Genomic DNA, 16,198 nt, shown 5'->3' on the forward strand with positions numbered 1-16,198 from the left:
GATCGGGTCGGATGCCACAGATCCGAGTTGGCGATTCATCGACGAACGCCTTCGGCCCCCTCAGCGGTTCAACGCGAATTCGACTTCGTTCAGAGACCGAATTGGCGATGGTGGACGGCGACACGTGAGGGCCGTAATCAAACCTCAAAAGCGGCTGATTGGGCGATTCACTCTGACATCAACATTCCTTCTCCTACGACTGCACAAGAACGCAAATGCCGTCTTTGCATAGCACACCTCTCAACGTAACCCGGCTCTATCCCATGTAAAACGATGTGGACTCAACAATCGAAATGGAGTGTTCGTTAGTTTTCAATGGCACTATCCGGGAACGTCGTTCGCAGCGTGTTACTCGATGAACTGCGGGCGAGTCGCTGGAGAATGTTTGCAGGCGACACTTGCCCCCATAGAGCGAAGCTTTGGTAGTCGGTTCTCCCTAAATCGGGATCGCTATTGAACTTCGTACCGCGTCGTATAGAATCTGCAGCAAGAAGGATTGTCGGGGTCCGCACGGATGTGTAGACGTGGGCAAGAGGCTCTTACCCTGATAATCGCAGCGACCTGCCACATTACCATTGGTCATGCGCCTGGTTTCTCGCCAAGGAAGGGTTATCTAATGCTCGTACTATCTCGACGCCCGGGACAGAGAGTGGTCTTTCCCGGACTGGGCATCACGATCGATGTCCTTCGTTCCGCCGGTTCTGTCGTTCGACTGGGAATCGAGGCCCCCAACGACGTCAAAGTGCTCCGGGAAGAAGTGCTGGATAACAGCCCCGACTCTGCTTCTCGTTCCCCTGCTTCCACTTCGAAAATGACGAAGGAAGTGCGAGAACTGAGCCACGCCTGGAGAAATAAACTTAACCTGGGAATGCTGAAGCTTCAGTTGCTTCAACGGAAAATCGAAATCGGTGAAACGGTCGATCTCGAAGCCAACCTCAGCGAAGTTTTACGCGAATTTTCTGATTTGGAGCGAGCCACTCACGACGCCGTTGTCGAGGCCAGGTCGACAACACCCAAGGTTCTCATCGTCGAAGATCAGGCAAACGAACGTGAACTACTCGCAACGTGCCTTCGACTCGGCGGGTTCGAAGTCGCCACCGCGGGCAACGGACGCGAAGCCTTCGATTACCTTCACGAACATGAACTGCCGGATATTGTTCTACTCGATATGCGAATGCCCGATGTCGACGGCCCGACTTTTCTTAAGTCGGTCCGAAGTGATCTGAGACTGCACGACTTGCGGGTATTCGCTGTCAGTGGTTCATCGCGCAACGAGTTTGATTCAGAGCCGCTGCAACTCGACGGCTGGATTTCAAAACCGGTCCGAATCGATGCCTTGATCCGCGCCGTCTCTAAAGATCAGAGCTCGAAGCCATCCCAAGTCTGATTCGGCAACTGCACACATGGGAGATGCAGTCTGTGGCCGAGTGAGTTTCCGATTCCTGCGACGCAAAAAAGCGGTCTCTCGATACTCGTCCCGGGCGACGATTCGAGAGACCGCATCTGATCCATTCCCTCCCCACCTCTGACGAATGAGAGGTGGGGAAATCTTCAATTCCTCATCGATCACTTTTGATTCGGTTCGAGGAAGATAATGATCGAGGGATTTCCGACGGCCGTGTAGTGACCCGTGAACTGCAATCCGCCGGTCTGCTGATTGACTTCAAAAAGTGCGACGTTGTCGCCACGCTGGTTGCAGCTATACAGGAATTTTCCCGACGGATCGACGTTGAAACTCCGCGGGTAATCACCCCGCGTCCATTCTTCACCGAGATACGTCAGCTCACCCTGAGCACCAATAGAGAAGATCCCGATGCTGTCGTGCAGTCGGTTCCCCGCGTAGAGGAATTTGCCATCCGCACTCACGAGAATCTCTGAGCAGAAATTGCTGCCCGCGAAGCCTTTGGGAAGTGTTGAAATGGTCTGGCGTTCGGTCAGGCGACCTGTTTCACCGTCATAGTCAAACAGCACAACCGTCGACCCTTCCTCCTGAATGGAATAGAACCATTTGCCATTCGGATGGAAGTTGAAGTGTCGAGGCCCATCACCGGGGGGCAGTGACACGTAGGGTGTTGCAGCGGGGGTCAGAGTCCCTTTCTTTTCGTCGAATTTCGAGACGAGGATCTGATCAAGACCAAGATCGATATGCAGCACAAATCGACCGGAAGGATCTGCCTGAATCATGTGCGCATGCGTTCGGTCATGCCCGCTGATGGCGAAGCTGCCCGGGGGAGCATTGACGGCCTTCGTCGGACCGATCTTGCCCGCATCATTCTTGACGTCGGTCGGCTCACCCAACTTGCCATCGGCCAGGATCGGCAGAACGGCGACAGAACCACCGAAGTAGTTGGCGACGAGCAGGAATTTGCCCTTCGGATGGACGCTCACGTAAGTCGGACCGGCACCACCGGAACGAATCGTGTTGAGTAGCTCGAGTTGTCCTGTCTGCTGGTTGACCGCAAAGGCACTTACGGTCCCCTCTTTCGTTGTCCCAACCCGGTCCGTCTCGTTCGCGGAATACATTCGGGTCCCGGTAGCGTTCAGCGCGAGACAACTGGGACTGGTCCCCATCGGAAATTCGCCCGCAGGATCGAGCACCCCCGTGGATCGATTCACTTTGAAAATATGAATCCCGCGACCATTCCCGGGGGGAAGGTCCACCTGAGTGGGCAGCACATCCGTCAAAGGTGAACTGAACGTTCCCACGTAAGCAAACAGTGGGCGGTCCGAATCTCCGGTCTGAGCGGAGGCGAGACGGGACATCAATGGAACCGCTCCCGCGAGCGCAATTGACGTTTTAAGAAAGTTTCGGCGGGTCGTGTCAGACTGTTTCATGAAGAGAACCATGCAGGTGGGAAATCAAAATGGCCGTGTTGAGACGGTCAGGGAAAATGGGCATCACTTCCCGCAGGAAATTGCCACCAGCGCTTCCGAACCGTCACCGGGGAATACACTATATTTGTCCCTGTGGAATTGCGAACGGAACACGAAAAAGGGTCCTTCTTCACACCTGATCTGCCTGTTTCCTGCAGTCATCGAACGTGGGTGCCATTCCACAGACTTCGATTTCCGAAACCCGAGTCACCAACGCATGGCGGAATGCCCCCTTCTGACCGAAGGCCCTGGGCGAACGGCATCCCGCCGGGGGAACCGAGGAAATGGGATCGGGCTGGTTGATAGTTTCTGGATGAGCTGCCGACCGAACGGCAGGTCGCGCAGAGCGACCCCAGGTTCGTCCCCAGAGTCAGTCTCCGACATTCATGAGCCTGATGAAGAACACTGGCGTCAGGAAAAGTTTGAATCGGCATCGGCAGAGGACAGGCTGCCACAACCTGAACCGTGCGCGCAGCGACCCGGGCCAATCAACCTGGATGTAACTCTCACCTTAAAGAGAAAGCGTCAGTTCGCTGCGTCCACCGAATGGGATTAAAGTCCACCGCTCGCGACCAGCAGTTCCCCTGTCATCCAGTCCGACTCATCCGATGCGAGAAACACGGCAACCGACGCAATATCCTTTGGCTGACCGGCGCGGCCCAACGGAGTCATCGCCACGTTCTGACGTTCCATGTCAGACCCGACAATGCCGGCGGCGTGCGTTCCTTCTGTCTCGACCAGGCCGGGATTAATCGAGTTAACGCGGATCTGGCGCGGCCCGAGCTCTTTCGCCAGAACTGACGTCACCATGTCGACAGCCCCTTTGGTCGCCGTGTAGACGACCGTGTTGGCGGGACGCAGGCGCGAAACCACCGAGCCGATATTGATAATGCGACCACCCGCCCCCAAGTGCTTAACGGCAGCCTGTGTCGTCAGCAAAAGGCCCAGCACATTCACGTTAAACTGCTTGTGAAAATGCTCTTCGGTGATCTCTTCGATCGCTCCAAACTCATACACGCCCGAATTGTTTACAAGGATATCCAGCCGACCGTAGTTCCGGATGGCTGCGTCGATCAGCGACTCAGCATCACTTTTCTTCGAAACATCGGCGCCGACCGCCACTGCTTTTCCCCCGGCAGCTTCGATCGATTTGACGACTTCATCTGCACCGCTCTTGCTTTTCGCGTAATTGACAACCACAGAAGCGCCTGCAGCCGCGAGAGCCTTGGCGATGCCAGCACCAATCCCCTTGGAAGCCCCTGTCACGACCGCGACTTTACCTGTCAGCTTGCTCATTTTTCTTTCCCTGCGATTTTGTGCTATTAAAAGTAACAAACTCATCTGAAGGGGATTACAGGGGGCCCGAGCGATCCTTACACGATCTTTTTCGAAGATCTGAAATAATGTCGGCGAGCGTGGTCTTCGAGAGTGTCTCTTCGAAACTCAACCGGACCTTGTCGAGGACGTCACCCAGACAGAACTTAATGTGAACGCTGACGGAGCACTTTTCCTGGACATCATAATGATGAATCGAGAACGGCGGTGGCGCGCCACTGGCTCGGTAGATATCCAGAAGTGTGATTTCTTCGGGAGGGCGAGCGAGAGAACAGGCGCCATTTCGGCCTCGCGTCGTCTCCACCAGGCCTGCTTTTGCGAGTTTCGAGAGCGACCGCCGAATAAAACTGGAATCCGCTTTGACACTTGCTGCCAGCTGATCAGAACGGACTGCTTCCCCATAGTGCTCGGCCAAGGCAGCCATCATGTGGATCGCAACGGAAAATTGGACACTGGTGGCAGCCATGGTCGTTCTGAACACCTCTCCGTGAAGGGTCAATTAGTTCTGAAAACAGTTCGTTCTGTCACCGCTCCGAGGGGATAATCTGAATCAGGCGATCTTCAGATCATCCAGTCAGAGCAGAATTGCGGCAGTCCCTGAAGCCCTGTCATTGTCCTGAAGGCGAAGACATTCTACGGGATGAGGACGTTTCTATGCACATTTTCCGTGCTGCGTCATCACAAGATTGAAGCAACCGAGCAAACTCGCGAAAATCCTCAGAGTGGGGCACTGGGAAATCTCCAGAGGACTGGAGTCCATCTGCCCCAAATGAAGCGGCCGATTAGACAACTCTGCGGTTCCTCCGTTACCGGAAGGACCGTGACATTTCAGACGCGGGCCCGCAAGTCGACCCGATTCGGAGGAGACGGTATGACTCGCTTCTTAATCGTTGACGATTCGCTGCTGGCGCGGCAAATCATCAGAGATATATTGAAGAAATCATTCGAATGCGAAGTGGTCGAGGCCACAGACGGATTAGATGCGGTGCAGAGTCTTGAGGAACAGGGCCCCTTCGACCTGATTCTCAGTGACCTGCAAATGCCGCGACTGGATGGGCTGGGGTTACTCGCGGTCGTCCGGGACCGATTTCGCTGCACGCCGTTTGTCATCCTGACCGCATTTGGGAACGAAGATATTGCCGTCCAGGCCATCCAGGAGGGAGCAGCCAGCTACGTCCCTAAGCAGTCGATTCGGGGCCGTCTATCCGATGTCGTGAAGACTGTGCTCACCGCCGCGACGCGACGTCAGATCCGGAAACGACTCACCCGGCACATCGTCGCGCATGAACTCGAATTCTCGCTCATCAATGACCGGAGATTGCTGTCTGCCGCGGTGGCAGAACTGCAGGAAATCGGACAATCGAGTGGCACGTTCGAGGAGCACCAACTGACACGCATTGGCGTGTCACTGGAAGAATCGCTGCTGAATGCCATGATCCACGGCAATCTGGAAATCAGCTCGGAGCTGCGGGACCGCGAAGACGACGCCTATGAACAGTTGATACTGGCGCGTCAGGAGACACTTCCCTACTGCAATCGCCGAATTCACCTCAAAGCACGTTTTACGCCCGGCGAGGTCAGGTTCGTGATCACGGACGAAGGTCCGGGCTTTGATCTGGCAGCAGTTCCCGACCCGCGGGACCCGCAAAACTTTCTCAAACCCAGTGGACGGGGACTGCTGCTGATTCGCTCGTTTATGGATGAGGCCTACCACAACACCACTGGCAACTCGATCACGCTGGTGAAACGAAGTCACCCTCGCCCAGCGGAAGCCGAGTCCCCTGCAGGGCAGGCCCCCTCGTCCTATCCGAATGGCGGCTCATCACCCCCAGAGGTGGGTAAGCCCTGACGCCGATGACGACGCCAACCTGCCATGGAAGTTATGAGCCGCCTGTTTATTCAGTCCCATCGGCCACAACCGTCGGCCCAAATGTGAATAGTGCTTCAGGTGCCGGTACGAAGAGAAGCGACAATCCTCGTCGGTTCATATCATGTGACGACACGCTTTGTTCGCCCATTCCGAAAATACAAGGAGTCCACCATGCTGGCATGATGAACCCCTCATTCAATCGTTTGCTCTATCGAGTAAGACTCAAACCTGAGTCACCTTCGGTCGCATAGTGAAACCACTCAACGATCGAAGATGACTGGCTTTGTCATGCGACGCAGGTTACTTGACGGCTATTCGCTTCGGCTGAGCTTCCGGTTTCTTGGTCAGCGTCAGATGCAGCACGCCGTCCACCAGTTCGGCATCGATGCTGTCTGCGTCGATTTCGTCAGGGATCGTCATGGTCCGCTCGAAGGCCCCGAAGCGTCGTTCATTCGTCCAGTACTGACGTTCCCCTTCCGCAGCCTTGCGCTGGCCTGCAATCCGGAGAAGTCCATTATGGACGGTCACTTCCAGGTCTTCTTTCTTGACCCCGGGAACTTCGATTTCGACGTAGACTTTGTCAGCATCGTTCCACAAGGTGACGGGAGCGTGCCATCCATGAGCGGAGGCACCGTTGGCGGCGCCGTTCACCAGACGCCCAAACAACTCTTCCATATCGCGATGAACGGTGGACAGACTGTCAACAGAGGGCAAACCGATTCGTCGAGTTCTTACAAGCATAGTGAGACCTCCATTCCGTCAGGGAGGACCTCTCCCTGAGAGATTGTGACACGATTGATTTGAGAATCGACCGGGCCCGGTCTGCCCCTCTCAAAAAGCAAGTCATGTACCATTCGGGTCAACACAGGCTTGACAGAGACATTCCCCAAAATGCAACCTATTTTCTTAAAAAGCATTACATCAACAGGCAACACGAAACGCCGAAACAAAAATCTTGAATCCGACGGCGAGGCAACTCTCCACAATGCCAACTTGGCAGAAATTCGTTTGGGCCTCAAAACGCAGTCTGACACCCTGCAGCCAAAATGACAGGAAACCTGAAACCCCCTTCAAATTCGGCCTTTCGGTATAGAATGGAGAGCGTGGTCATAGGCTCCAAAAGGCCGTCACGACATCCAGAAATCAACGGTCCTCTACATCCTCGTCGTCCTCGTCATCGAGATCGTAGTCTGGATGCATCGGATCCCCCGGGTCGAAGAAAAAGTCCCCCAACCCCATCGGCATGGCATTCCCGCCTAGCGACTGCTGACGCCGCCGTGCCAGCGACTCCAGGTCTTCGGCCCCTTCGCCGAGGCAGTTCATCAGAGCTTCTTTCCACAGCGCATCTTTGCTGACAGGATGATCTTTATCCTGAGCCATCCGCTTCATCGCATACCGCAGCACGTTGATGCCGTCCCGGGTGGAGAAATCGAGATTCAGTTCGTGCGACTGCTGCAGGAAGTTGACCGTCAGGTTCAGCATCTCCGTCTCTGCAAAGGGGAGATGGAACCTCAAAATGGACATTTCATCTTCGCGGTTCGGGTGCCCCAGGGTCAGGGTCGGCTGCAGACGGCTGAGAATGTAATCGGGAATCTCAAACGTCGATTCGTCATCATTCATCGTCACGGCACAGCGAAAATCAGGATGCGCGTGAATCGTAACCCCCGCCACGATCGATTCGACATAGCGGCGATGGTCGAGCAGCGGTGCCAGACTGGCCCACGACTTCTCGTTCATCCGGTTCCCTTCGTCGAGAATACAGATGCCGCCGCGCACCATCGCCGTCACCAACGGCGACGCGTGGTACTTGATCTTGCCGTTCTCGGCGAGAACGGGGGTCACGAGCAAGTCCTCAGGTCGAGTATCTGCCGTGCACTGATAGATGTGCAGATGTTGCTGCCGGGCGCGTCCTGCAGAGATTGCCAGTGTGGTCTTCCCGATTCCCGGTGAACCCACCAATCGAGGAGAAAGTGGCAGATCCTTCTGGTCAACCACCAGCCAGCAGGCCAGTAACTGTTGAAGAATCTCCCGCTGACCGATCCACTCGCCTTCTGACGAATCCGGCTGGCTGAGATAGAGACGAACCCCATCTATTTCGATCGAATCGATCATGGACACGTTAACTTTCGTTAGAATGACTTTACGCACAAAGCCCAAAGCCAGACCGATGATCCAGTCATCTGCCTGAACTGATTATTCGATTGCCGCCCCACGGGGGGTGGACATTTTGCCAGAGCAATTTCAATCCATTGTCGTACTTACTTCATTCGCCGACAAGTTGACAAGCAAAGAGACCGCCGAGAACCTTTCTGCATGAGTGACAACACACTTCCCCCCGAGCCACCGTGTGATCCGCGAGAAAAGGTGAAAACCTTCCCGACAACGTCCGGGGTCTATCTGATGAAGGATGGGCGCGGCCGGGTGATTTACATTGGTAAGGCCGTCAATTTACGGAACCGGGCGGGAAGTTACTTCACCAAACAGGCTGCAGAAGACCTGCGCACGGCGAATCTCGTCCCCGAGATCAAAGATCTCGACTATATCGTGACCGATAGCGAAGTCGATGCCCTGCTGCTCGAAGCCCGGTTGGTGAAAGATGTCCAGCCCCGGTTCAATCAGGAACTGAAAGACGACAAGACCTTCCCGTATCTGGAAATCTTCATCCGCGAAGAGTTTCCCCGGGTCGAATTTACCCGCAAGCCGCGACCACGCGGAACAAAGCTCTACGGGCCGTTCACAAACGCCAAACGCCTGCGGGGAGCCATCGCCGTTCTACAGCAGATCTTTCAGTTTCGGACCTGCACCCTGGACATTAAGGAAGCCGACGACCGCTGGCGGTGGTTCCGTCCCTGTCTGCTGGCCAGCATCCGGCAATGTACGGCCCCCTGCAACCAGCGCATCTCGCGCGAAGATTATCGCCGCGACATCCGCCGGCTGCGCATGTTTCTGGATGGCAAGAAAGAAACGCTGTTCATAGAACTCCGACAGGAAATGCAACTGGCGGCGAAGGAACTCAAATTCGAGAAAGCTGCGCGGCTGCGGGATCAAATTACATCTCTGGAAAATTTGAACCTTCGAGGCGACTTGCGCGAACATGCCCAGCCCGAAGTCTTTCAGGTCGATCCCAAACGAGGACTTCTGGGGCTCAAGAAAGTCTTTGATCTCCCCTCCCTTCCCCGCCGCATCGAAGGGATGGATATCGCCCATCTTCAGGGAGGAGAAACCGTTGCCAGTTGCGTTCAGTTCATCGACGGACTTCCGTTTAAGCAGGGATACAAGCGGTTCAAAATTCGCACGGTCGATGGAGTCGACGATTTTGCCTCAATGCGCGAAGTGGTGAGCCGCCATTTCCGACGCCTCCAGCAGGAAGGGGAACCATTCCCCGATCTGCTGCTGATCGACGGCGGAAAGGGGCAGCTTGGCGCTGCCATGGCAGCACTTGAGAGTATCGGCGTCACGCCCCCCTTCGTCTGCTCGCTGGCGAAACGCGAAGAAGAAATCTTCCTGCCAGGCCAGTCCGACCCCCGTGTTCTCAGCAAACATTCGTTTGCCTTGCGACTGCTCCAGTACGTTCGCGACGAATCGCACCGGTTCGCTCAGCAATATCATCACCTGCTTCGCAAGAAATCGACTTTCGGCGAGGAAGGGAAGAAGCCCTGATCTGTACCGGGAATGAAGCGACCATCGGGTTGATCTCGCATCCTCACAGAGCCCTCCCCGGTAAATCCAACGGGGAGGGCTCGGAGCTTGCTGAATCATCTGACGTCAGTGGTACAGCGAGCCCGGGACAGAGACTCAGTCTTTATAGGAAATCACCGCCTGCTGCATCGTCGGCGGCAAGGGACGGAACTCGTTCTTCTGAAAACCGGCTTTCTGGAACACCTGTTCCAGTTCTGCGTACGTGTAGGCATCACCGTGGGCCGTTGTGGCGAGCATTGTCAGAGCAAACGAGGCGGTCGCTGGGGGATTGATGCGGTCCGCATCAGGAATAAACTCCAACGTTACGCAACGTCCCCCGGGCGCGAGGCTCGCATAAGCCTTTTCTGCGATCTGCTGACAGGTCGGCAGGTCAAAGTGATGCAGGAAGTTTGTTAACAGCACCAGATCGTACGGGCCGCCCCAGGGGACCTCGAACGCGCTGCCCGGCAACAGCTTATGCCGGTCCGCGACTCCCGCACGCTCGGCATTCTCAGTCGCCACGCTGAGAACATTGGCCCAGTCAAGTGCCGTTACCTGGGACTGCGGATACTTTTGGGCGAACGCGATCCCAAACAGTCCGTGACCGGCCGCCACATCCAGAATTCTCAGTGGCTGCTGCGTCTCTCCGCCAATCAGACCCGTGAGCAACTGAGCGGGCAAATGCATCATCGGCCCCATCGCCCGGGCAAATGCGACCCACACGGGATTGTCATAAGAAACCGTCCCCTCTTCCGAGACAGCCGTTCCCCCGCGACGCACTGCCGCCGTCAGGTAGTGATAACTTTCACGAATTTGTGGGGTCAGCAGAAACTCGATAACTCCCCCCAGATAGGCGGGAGACGAGCGAACAAGGAAGACCTGGGAATCCGGCGTTAATTCATAAACATTCCCTCGCTTCGTCAGGAATCCGTAAATCGAGAGCGCATCGGCCAGAATACGAACACCTCGTGGCGAGGTCTTTGTCGCTGCAGCGAGGCTCTCCGCTGTCTGGTCTCCTGCCGCGCAGAGCGTGAATAAATCGAGTTCAATCGCCGATCGAAGGGCCTCTGTTTTCTGAAATGCGTTAATGGTCTCAAAAAACAAAGCCGGTGATGGCATCGGACCTGTCATGATCTCTCCTCAAGTAGTAACCCGAACGCGTTCCAGTTCTGGCAACCGGCATCCCACGTACGAGGCATGCTCCGTCATTTCACCCCCTGATTGTGTTCGCAACCCGCCTTTCGAGTAAATCCCTGAACGAATCGCGTCTTCCAGGTCAGGAGTTCACCAGAACTCCTGAATCTTCCAGAAACCCGCAAAAGGTCGCGACAATGTCATTTAGGCTGCTTTGGGACCGCACGGCACGGGGAGACAGCGAGTGTCGAGTTCGACAATGGGGGGGACGGGAACGTAAAATGGGACAACAAGGTCGCCACTCCCGCGATCCTGCTCTTGAGATTGTTTATCTACGTCCAATTGACGATGTGAAATGCGAGGTACGCAGTTGTTCTCATACGCTCGGCAACAATTCACTCGGCCAAAGCCAATCGCCCTCCTTGGGGCGTGTTATTTCGTCACGGGCCTGGCAGTCAGTGTGCGTCCTGTCGCACCTCTTTTCGCAGCCGAACCCGAAGTCTCGTACAACCGCGACGTTCGACCGATTCTGGCCGACAAATGTTTTCATTGTCACGGCCCGGATGGCTCGACACGGAAAGCCGATCTGAGACTCGATACAGCCGACGGCATGTTCCACGGAAAATCCCCCGTGGTCGTCCCCGGAAAAGTTGATGAAAGTTCTCTCGTCCAACGAATCCTGTCGAAGGATGAGTCCGAGATGATGCCACCGCCGGAATCGACCAAGACACTCAGCGATGCACAGAAAGAAATTCTGCGACGCTGGGTCGAGCAAGGTGCCAAATATCAGCAGCATTGGGCCTTCGAAGCGATTCAGCGGCCTGAACTTCCTCCCGCGATCCAGTCGCCACATCCCGTTGATCGATTCCTGGATAAACGACTGCAGAAAGCAGGTCTGACCGCTCAGCCGCAAGCGGATCGCGAAACCCTGATTCGACGCGTCGCCATCACACTCACTGGCCTCCCTCCAACACTTCAGGAAGTCGATGAGTATCTCGCCGATACTTCCACAGACGCCTATGAAAAAATGGTGGATCGGTATCTGGCATCAAGCCGCTACGGCGAAGAGATGGCCAAGCACTGGCTCGACGTCGCGCGCTACGCCGATACCCATGGGCTGCATCTGGACAATGAACGGCAGATGTGGGCCTACCGAGACTGGGTCGTGCGCGCATTCAATGAGAACCTTCCCTATGATCAGTTCACCATCTGGCAAGTGGCGGGAGACCTGCTGCCCAATCCCTCGCGTGACCAGCTGATCGCAACCGGATTCAACCGCTGCAATGTGACGACAAGTGAAGGGGGCGCGATCCCGGAAGAGTTTCTTTACCGGTACGCGGTCGAACGAACGACAGCCGTTTCACAAGCCTGGCTGGGGCTGACGGCGGGTTGTGCAGTCTGTCACGATCACAAGTACGATCCACTGACCGCCAAAGAGTTCTATTCTCTCTACGCGTTCTTCAACAGCGCGGCCGATCCTGCAATGGATGGTAACACCAATGTGACCGCGCCCTTCATGAAACTGCCACGTGAAAAAGAACTAGCGACCGCCGCAGCAGCAGCGAAGGTTCAGGAAGAAGCCCGGGCGTGGATCGATATTGTTCTGTCCCATACGAACTACGTTGATCCCGCGGACGCCAAAACGGAAATCGCCCGAAAAACCGTGCGTGATGTCCTGCTCGACGATGTCACTCCTTTCGGGGCCTACTCGCGCAGTTCGTCTCGCAATCCGATCGACTGGATGACCGACCCCGAAATCACGGCCCCACTGGGTCGCCGTATCATCCGACAAGCCTTCGCTTCAACATACACGGATGACTTTGAATACAAGCTGCATCCATTCGCTGTCCCCCAGGAGGGGCAGTTTGAGGTTTCCGTCTATGTCGACGAAGTCGATCTTCCCGCGTCGATCGGTTTCGGCATCGCTGGCGCGAAGACCCTTAACTGGAAGAAAACAGACGGGGGGCTGGTTCGCGACGGGGCGACGGAATCCGAGATCCGTCCCGGTCAGTGGAATCGCCTGACGATCAACGCCGCAGAATTGGGCCTCAACCCCGGACAGCGGATCCATGGACTCAAGCTGTCGCAAACCGGTGGAATTGCCTACTGGGACGCAGTTCTCCTGAAAGGTCAAGCTGATCCTGCGACAGATCCACTGGAATCGATGACAGCATGGCGAAAAGCCATCGGCACAACGGTTCCTCCAGAATTGCCTGGCGAACTACATGCACTGATCCAGGCAGGACCTGACAAAGTGCTGACAGAGGACGAAGCCTCAAAGCTGCGCCGATTCTACCTGGCAGTCGTGGCTCGACCGGTGAACGAAGAAGTGGCTGCCGCGCGAACGACCTGGTTAACGGCGCGTATCGCACGGACCGTCGCAGACGATTCCCCCCCGGGGACGTTCATCTTCCGGGACACGCCCGCTCCTCGGGAGTCGTTTGTCATGTTGCGCGGACAATACGACACGAAGGGAGACCCGGTTGAGCCTGCTGTTCCTGCGGTGCTTCCAGCAATTAAGAAAAGCAGCCCGGAAACACGACTGAATCGACTCGATCTGGCTCGCTGGTTGGTGACTCCTGAAAACCCGTTGCCAGCACGAGTGACGGTCAACCGATTCTGGCAACAAGTGTTCGGCACAGGGATTGTCAAAACGAGTTTTGACTTCGGAATGCAGGGAGAAGTCCCCAGCCACCCGGAACTGCTCGACTGGCTGTCCGCCGAATTCCGTGAATCCGGCTGGAATACGAAACAGTTGATGAAGCTGCTGCTCACCTCTGACGCGTTCCGGCGACACAGTCGGCTGCTGCCGGAAGCACGAGTTGCCGATCCCGAAAACCGCCTCTATGCCCGTGGCCCACGGATTCGCCTGGACGCAGAACAGGTGCGAGACAACGCCTTGTTTACCAGCGGCCTGATTGATCTAACGATGGGGGGCCGGGGAGTGAAACCATACCAGCCCGCAAACATCTGGGAGCCTGTCGGATACTCCGACAGCAATACCCGGTTCTACATGCAGGATCACGGATCTTCGCTCTATCGACGCAGTTTGTACGTGTTTTTGAAACGGACAGCCCCGCCGCCATTCATGTCGAACTTTGACGCCCCCAACCGCGAACAGGTCTGCACGGTCCGTGAGAGAAGCAACACGCCGCTTCAGGCTTTGCAGCTCATGAACGACGTTCAGCACTTTGAAGCCGCCCGGGCACTCGCCGAGCGGGTGTTCGTCGAAGGGGGTGAATCGACTGAAAGTCGGCTGAGATACCTCTACAAGACCGTCCTTTCGCGCCAGCCAGCACCAGAAGAGCTGACGCTCCTTGTCGCCTCGCTCAATCGACAGACGGAACTCTTCGCCAGTAATCCGGAATCGGCCCATCAGGCAATTCACGTCGGCGAATCGAAGCCACGAGGAGTTGCATCTGACGTTGAAACAGCAGCCTGGACAATGCTCGCCAACCTTGTTCTGAACACTGACGAGGCCTTAAACCGAAACTGAAAATTCCCGTGGGAGTCCCGCTTCCCGGTGTTCGCGGGCGAAATTGTGATCGCATTTCCAGAGATGGGCCGCGGCGTGACAAGGAAAAGAGACGTTCCGATTTTTTGAACTGTCTTGCACCTTGCGATGGAACCACGAGTAATCCGAGCTCGCCGACCACAGTCGAAGTTCTTGCAGAGGGAAATAGAGAAATGAACATACTTCATGATCAACTGCTGGCCATGACCCGGCGCCAGTTCTTCGGTTCGACTGGACTTCGCATGGGGGGGATCGCCCTGGGAATGTCAGCAGCCTCCTCTGCGCTTGCGGCGGACTCCGTTGCTGCCACCCGGATGCATCCGGCATTACCCGGACTTCCAAACTTCACCCCCCGGGCGGAAAACGTCATCTATCTGCACATGAACGGTGGACCTGCGCAGATGGATTTGTGGGACTATAAGCCGAACCTGGCCGAATATTTCGATAAAGACCTGCCAGAATCCGTTCGGAAGGGACAGCGAATCACCACCATGACGAGCGGACAAAGTCGTTTGCCCGTCGCTCCCTCCATGTTCAAATTTCACCAGCATGGTCAATGCGGGACCTGGGTCAGCGAGTTGCTCCCCCATACTGCCGAATGCGTTGATGACATCGCCGTCGTGAAGACAGTGCACACCAATGCCATTAACCATGACCCCGCATGTACCTTCGTGATGACCGGTAACGAAGTCCCTGGCAGACCCAGTTTGGGCTCGTGGCTCGCTTACGGACTGGGAAGCGAAAGTAACGATCTGCCCAGCTTTGTCGTATTGACACCTTCATGGTCTTCGAGTGCGGCGGCTCAGGCGTTGTTCACTCGCATGTGGTCCAGCGGGTTCCTCTCCAGCAAATATACGGGCGTTGCGCTGCGTCACATTGGCGACCCTGTTCTTTACGTCCAGAATCCCGCTGGAGTGAGTGCCGGGAACCGGCGAGCCATGCTCGATGCACTCGGCGAACTGAATCAACGAACACTCGAGCAACTGGGCGACCCCGAAACGCTGACGCGAATGGCTCAGTACGAAATGGCCTTTCGGATGCAGACCAGCGTTCCTGAGCTGACGGACCTCGCACAAGAGTCCAAGGCCACGCTGGACATGTATGGCCCCGAAGTCACAAAACCAGGGTCATTCGCAGCCAGTGCGCTGCTCTCGAGGCGACTGATCGAACGGGGAGTGCGAGTCGTTCAGATCCTGCACCGGGGATGGGACCAGCACGGCAACCTGCCGCGTGACCTGCGGGCCCAATGCCAGGATACCGATCAGCCAATTGCAGCACTGCTGAAAGACCTGAAGCAGCGCGGAATGCTCGATAAAACGCTCGTGGTCTGGGGTGGCGAGTTCGGGAGAACCGTCTACTCACAAGGGCGACTGACCAGCGACGACTACGGTCGCGACCATCATCCGCGAAACTTCTGCATGTGGATGGCGGGAGGGGGTATCAAGGGTGGTCAGGTCTACGGTGAGACCGATGACTTCAGCTACAACGTCGTTTCAAACCCGGTCCACGTTAATGATCTCAACGCCACGATGCTGCATTGTCTGGGCATCGACCACGAACGTTTCTCGGTAAAATTCCAGGGTCTTGATCAGCGACTCACCGGCGTCGAGGGTGCCAAGATCATTCCGGAACTGCTGGCGTAGATCGTTTCAGCTCGTCCACCGACGCTCGACATTGTCCTGTATCGAGCATCGGTCGTCGACGACGAAGTGGGTCTGACCCGTCGCCGTTTCGCTGCGGATTCCAACCCGTGAATGCGTCGCGGTTGTCGGTGATTAGATTAGGTCGCTTAC

Annotated in this window: 11 protein-coding genes; 5 read left to right on the top strand and 6 right to left on the bottom strand. The window is 56.1% G+C overall.

Features of this window, described 5'->3' with window-relative positions; translation table 11 throughout:
• Window positions 1–616 precede the first annotated feature (616 nt).
• Window positions 617–1,387: a response regulator gene (locus tag VGE80_RS03115; RefSeq protein WP_440591642.1), complete on the top strand. Its 771-nt coding sequence runs from the start codon at window positions 617–619 to the stop codon at window positions 1,385–1,387.
• A 179-nt stretch (window positions 1,388–1,566) separates the two neighbouring features.
• On the opposite strand, the gene VGE80_RS03120 is transcribed toward VGE80_RS03115, so the two are convergent.
• The 3 genes from VGE80_RS03120 to VGE80_RS03130 form a co-directional block, all read right to left on the bottom strand.
• A complete protein-coding gene (locus VGE80_RS03120) occupies window positions 1,567–2,835 on the bottom strand; it encodes a lactonase family protein (protein ID WP_440591643.1) in 1,269 nt (422 codons plus the stop codon).
• Window positions 2,836–3,426: 591 nt separating this feature from the next.
• On the bottom strand, window positions 3,427–4,170 hold the full coding sequence (locus tag VGE80_RS03125; RefSeq protein ID WP_440591644.1) for a glucose 1-dehydrogenase: 744 nt from the start codon (window positions 4,168–4,170) through the stop codon (window positions 3,427–3,429).
• 55 nt (window positions 4,171–4,225) lie between these two features.
• Complete coding sequence (locus tag VGE80_RS03130) at window positions 4,226–4,675, bottom strand: RrF2 family transcriptional regulator (RefSeq protein ID WP_373650757.1); 450 nt, start codon at window positions 4,673–4,675, stop codon at window positions 4,226–4,228.
• Between the two features lie 405 nt (window positions 4,676–5,080).
• Here VGE80_RS03130 and VGE80_RS03135 point away from each other — a divergent pair, with 405 nt between their 5' ends.
• Window positions 5,081–6,058, top strand: a complete 978-nt coding sequence (locus VGE80_RS03135; RefSeq protein ID WP_440591645.1) for a response regulator — start codon at window positions 5,081–5,083, stop codon at window positions 6,056–6,058.
• Between the two features lie 321 nt (window positions 6,059–6,379).
• On the opposite strand, the gene VGE80_RS03140 is transcribed toward VGE80_RS03135, so the two are convergent.
• Together VGE80_RS03140 and VGE80_RS03145 are read right to left on the bottom strand one after the other, a co-directional pair.
• A complete protein-coding gene (locus VGE80_RS03140) occupies window positions 6,380–6,820 on the bottom strand; it encodes an Hsp20/alpha crystallin family protein (protein WP_440591646.1) in 441 nt (146 codons plus the stop codon).
• 402 nt (window positions 6,821–7,222) lie between these two features.
• Window positions 7,223–8,191 carry an AAA family ATPase gene (locus VGE80_RS03145; RefSeq protein WP_397571861.1) on the bottom strand — a complete coding sequence of 323 codons (969 nt, stop codon included), beginning with the start codon at window positions 8,189–8,191 and terminating at the stop codon, window positions 7,223–7,225.
• A 201-nt stretch (window positions 8,192–8,392) separates the two neighbouring features.
• Between VGE80_RS03145 and VGE80_RS03150 the strand changes: the two genes are divergently transcribed.
• Window positions 8,393–9,739 carry an excinuclease ABC subunit UvrC gene (locus tag VGE80_RS03150; RefSeq protein ID WP_440591647.1) on the top strand — a complete coding sequence of 449 codons (1,347 nt, stop codon included), beginning with the start codon at window positions 8,393–8,395 and terminating at the stop codon, window positions 9,737–9,739.
• 135 nt (window positions 9,740–9,874) lie between these two features.
• Here the strand turns inward: VGE80_RS03150 and VGE80_RS03155 are convergent, their stop codons facing one another.
• On the bottom strand, window positions 9,875–10,888 hold the full coding sequence (locus VGE80_RS03155; RefSeq protein ID WP_397571176.1) for a methyltransferase: 1,014 nt from the start codon (window positions 10,886–10,888) through the stop codon (window positions 9,875–9,877).
• Between the two features lie 358 nt (window positions 10,889–11,246).
• Between VGE80_RS03155 and VGE80_RS03160 the strand changes: the two genes are divergently transcribed.
• Together VGE80_RS03160 and VGE80_RS03165 are read left to right on the top strand one after the other, a co-directional pair.
• Complete coding sequence (locus tag VGE80_RS03160) at window positions 11,247–14,387, top strand: PSD1 and planctomycete cytochrome C domain-containing protein (RefSeq protein WP_440591648.1); 3,141 nt, start codon at window positions 11,247–11,249, stop codon at window positions 14,385–14,387.
• Between the two features lie 191 nt (window positions 14,388–14,578).
• On the top strand, window positions 14,579–16,048 hold the full coding sequence (locus VGE80_RS03165) for a DUF1501 domain-containing protein (RefSeq protein WP_373650751.1): 1,470 nt from the start codon (window positions 14,579–14,581) through the stop codon (window positions 16,046–16,048).
• The last annotated feature ends 150 nt before the right edge of the window (window positions 16,049–16,198 follow it).

It is taken from the genome of Schlesneria sp., from assembly GCF_036405755.1.
Taxonomy (GTDB): Bacteria; Planctomycetota; Planctomycetia; order Planctomycetales; family Planctomycetaceae; genus Schlesneria; species Schlesneria sphaerica.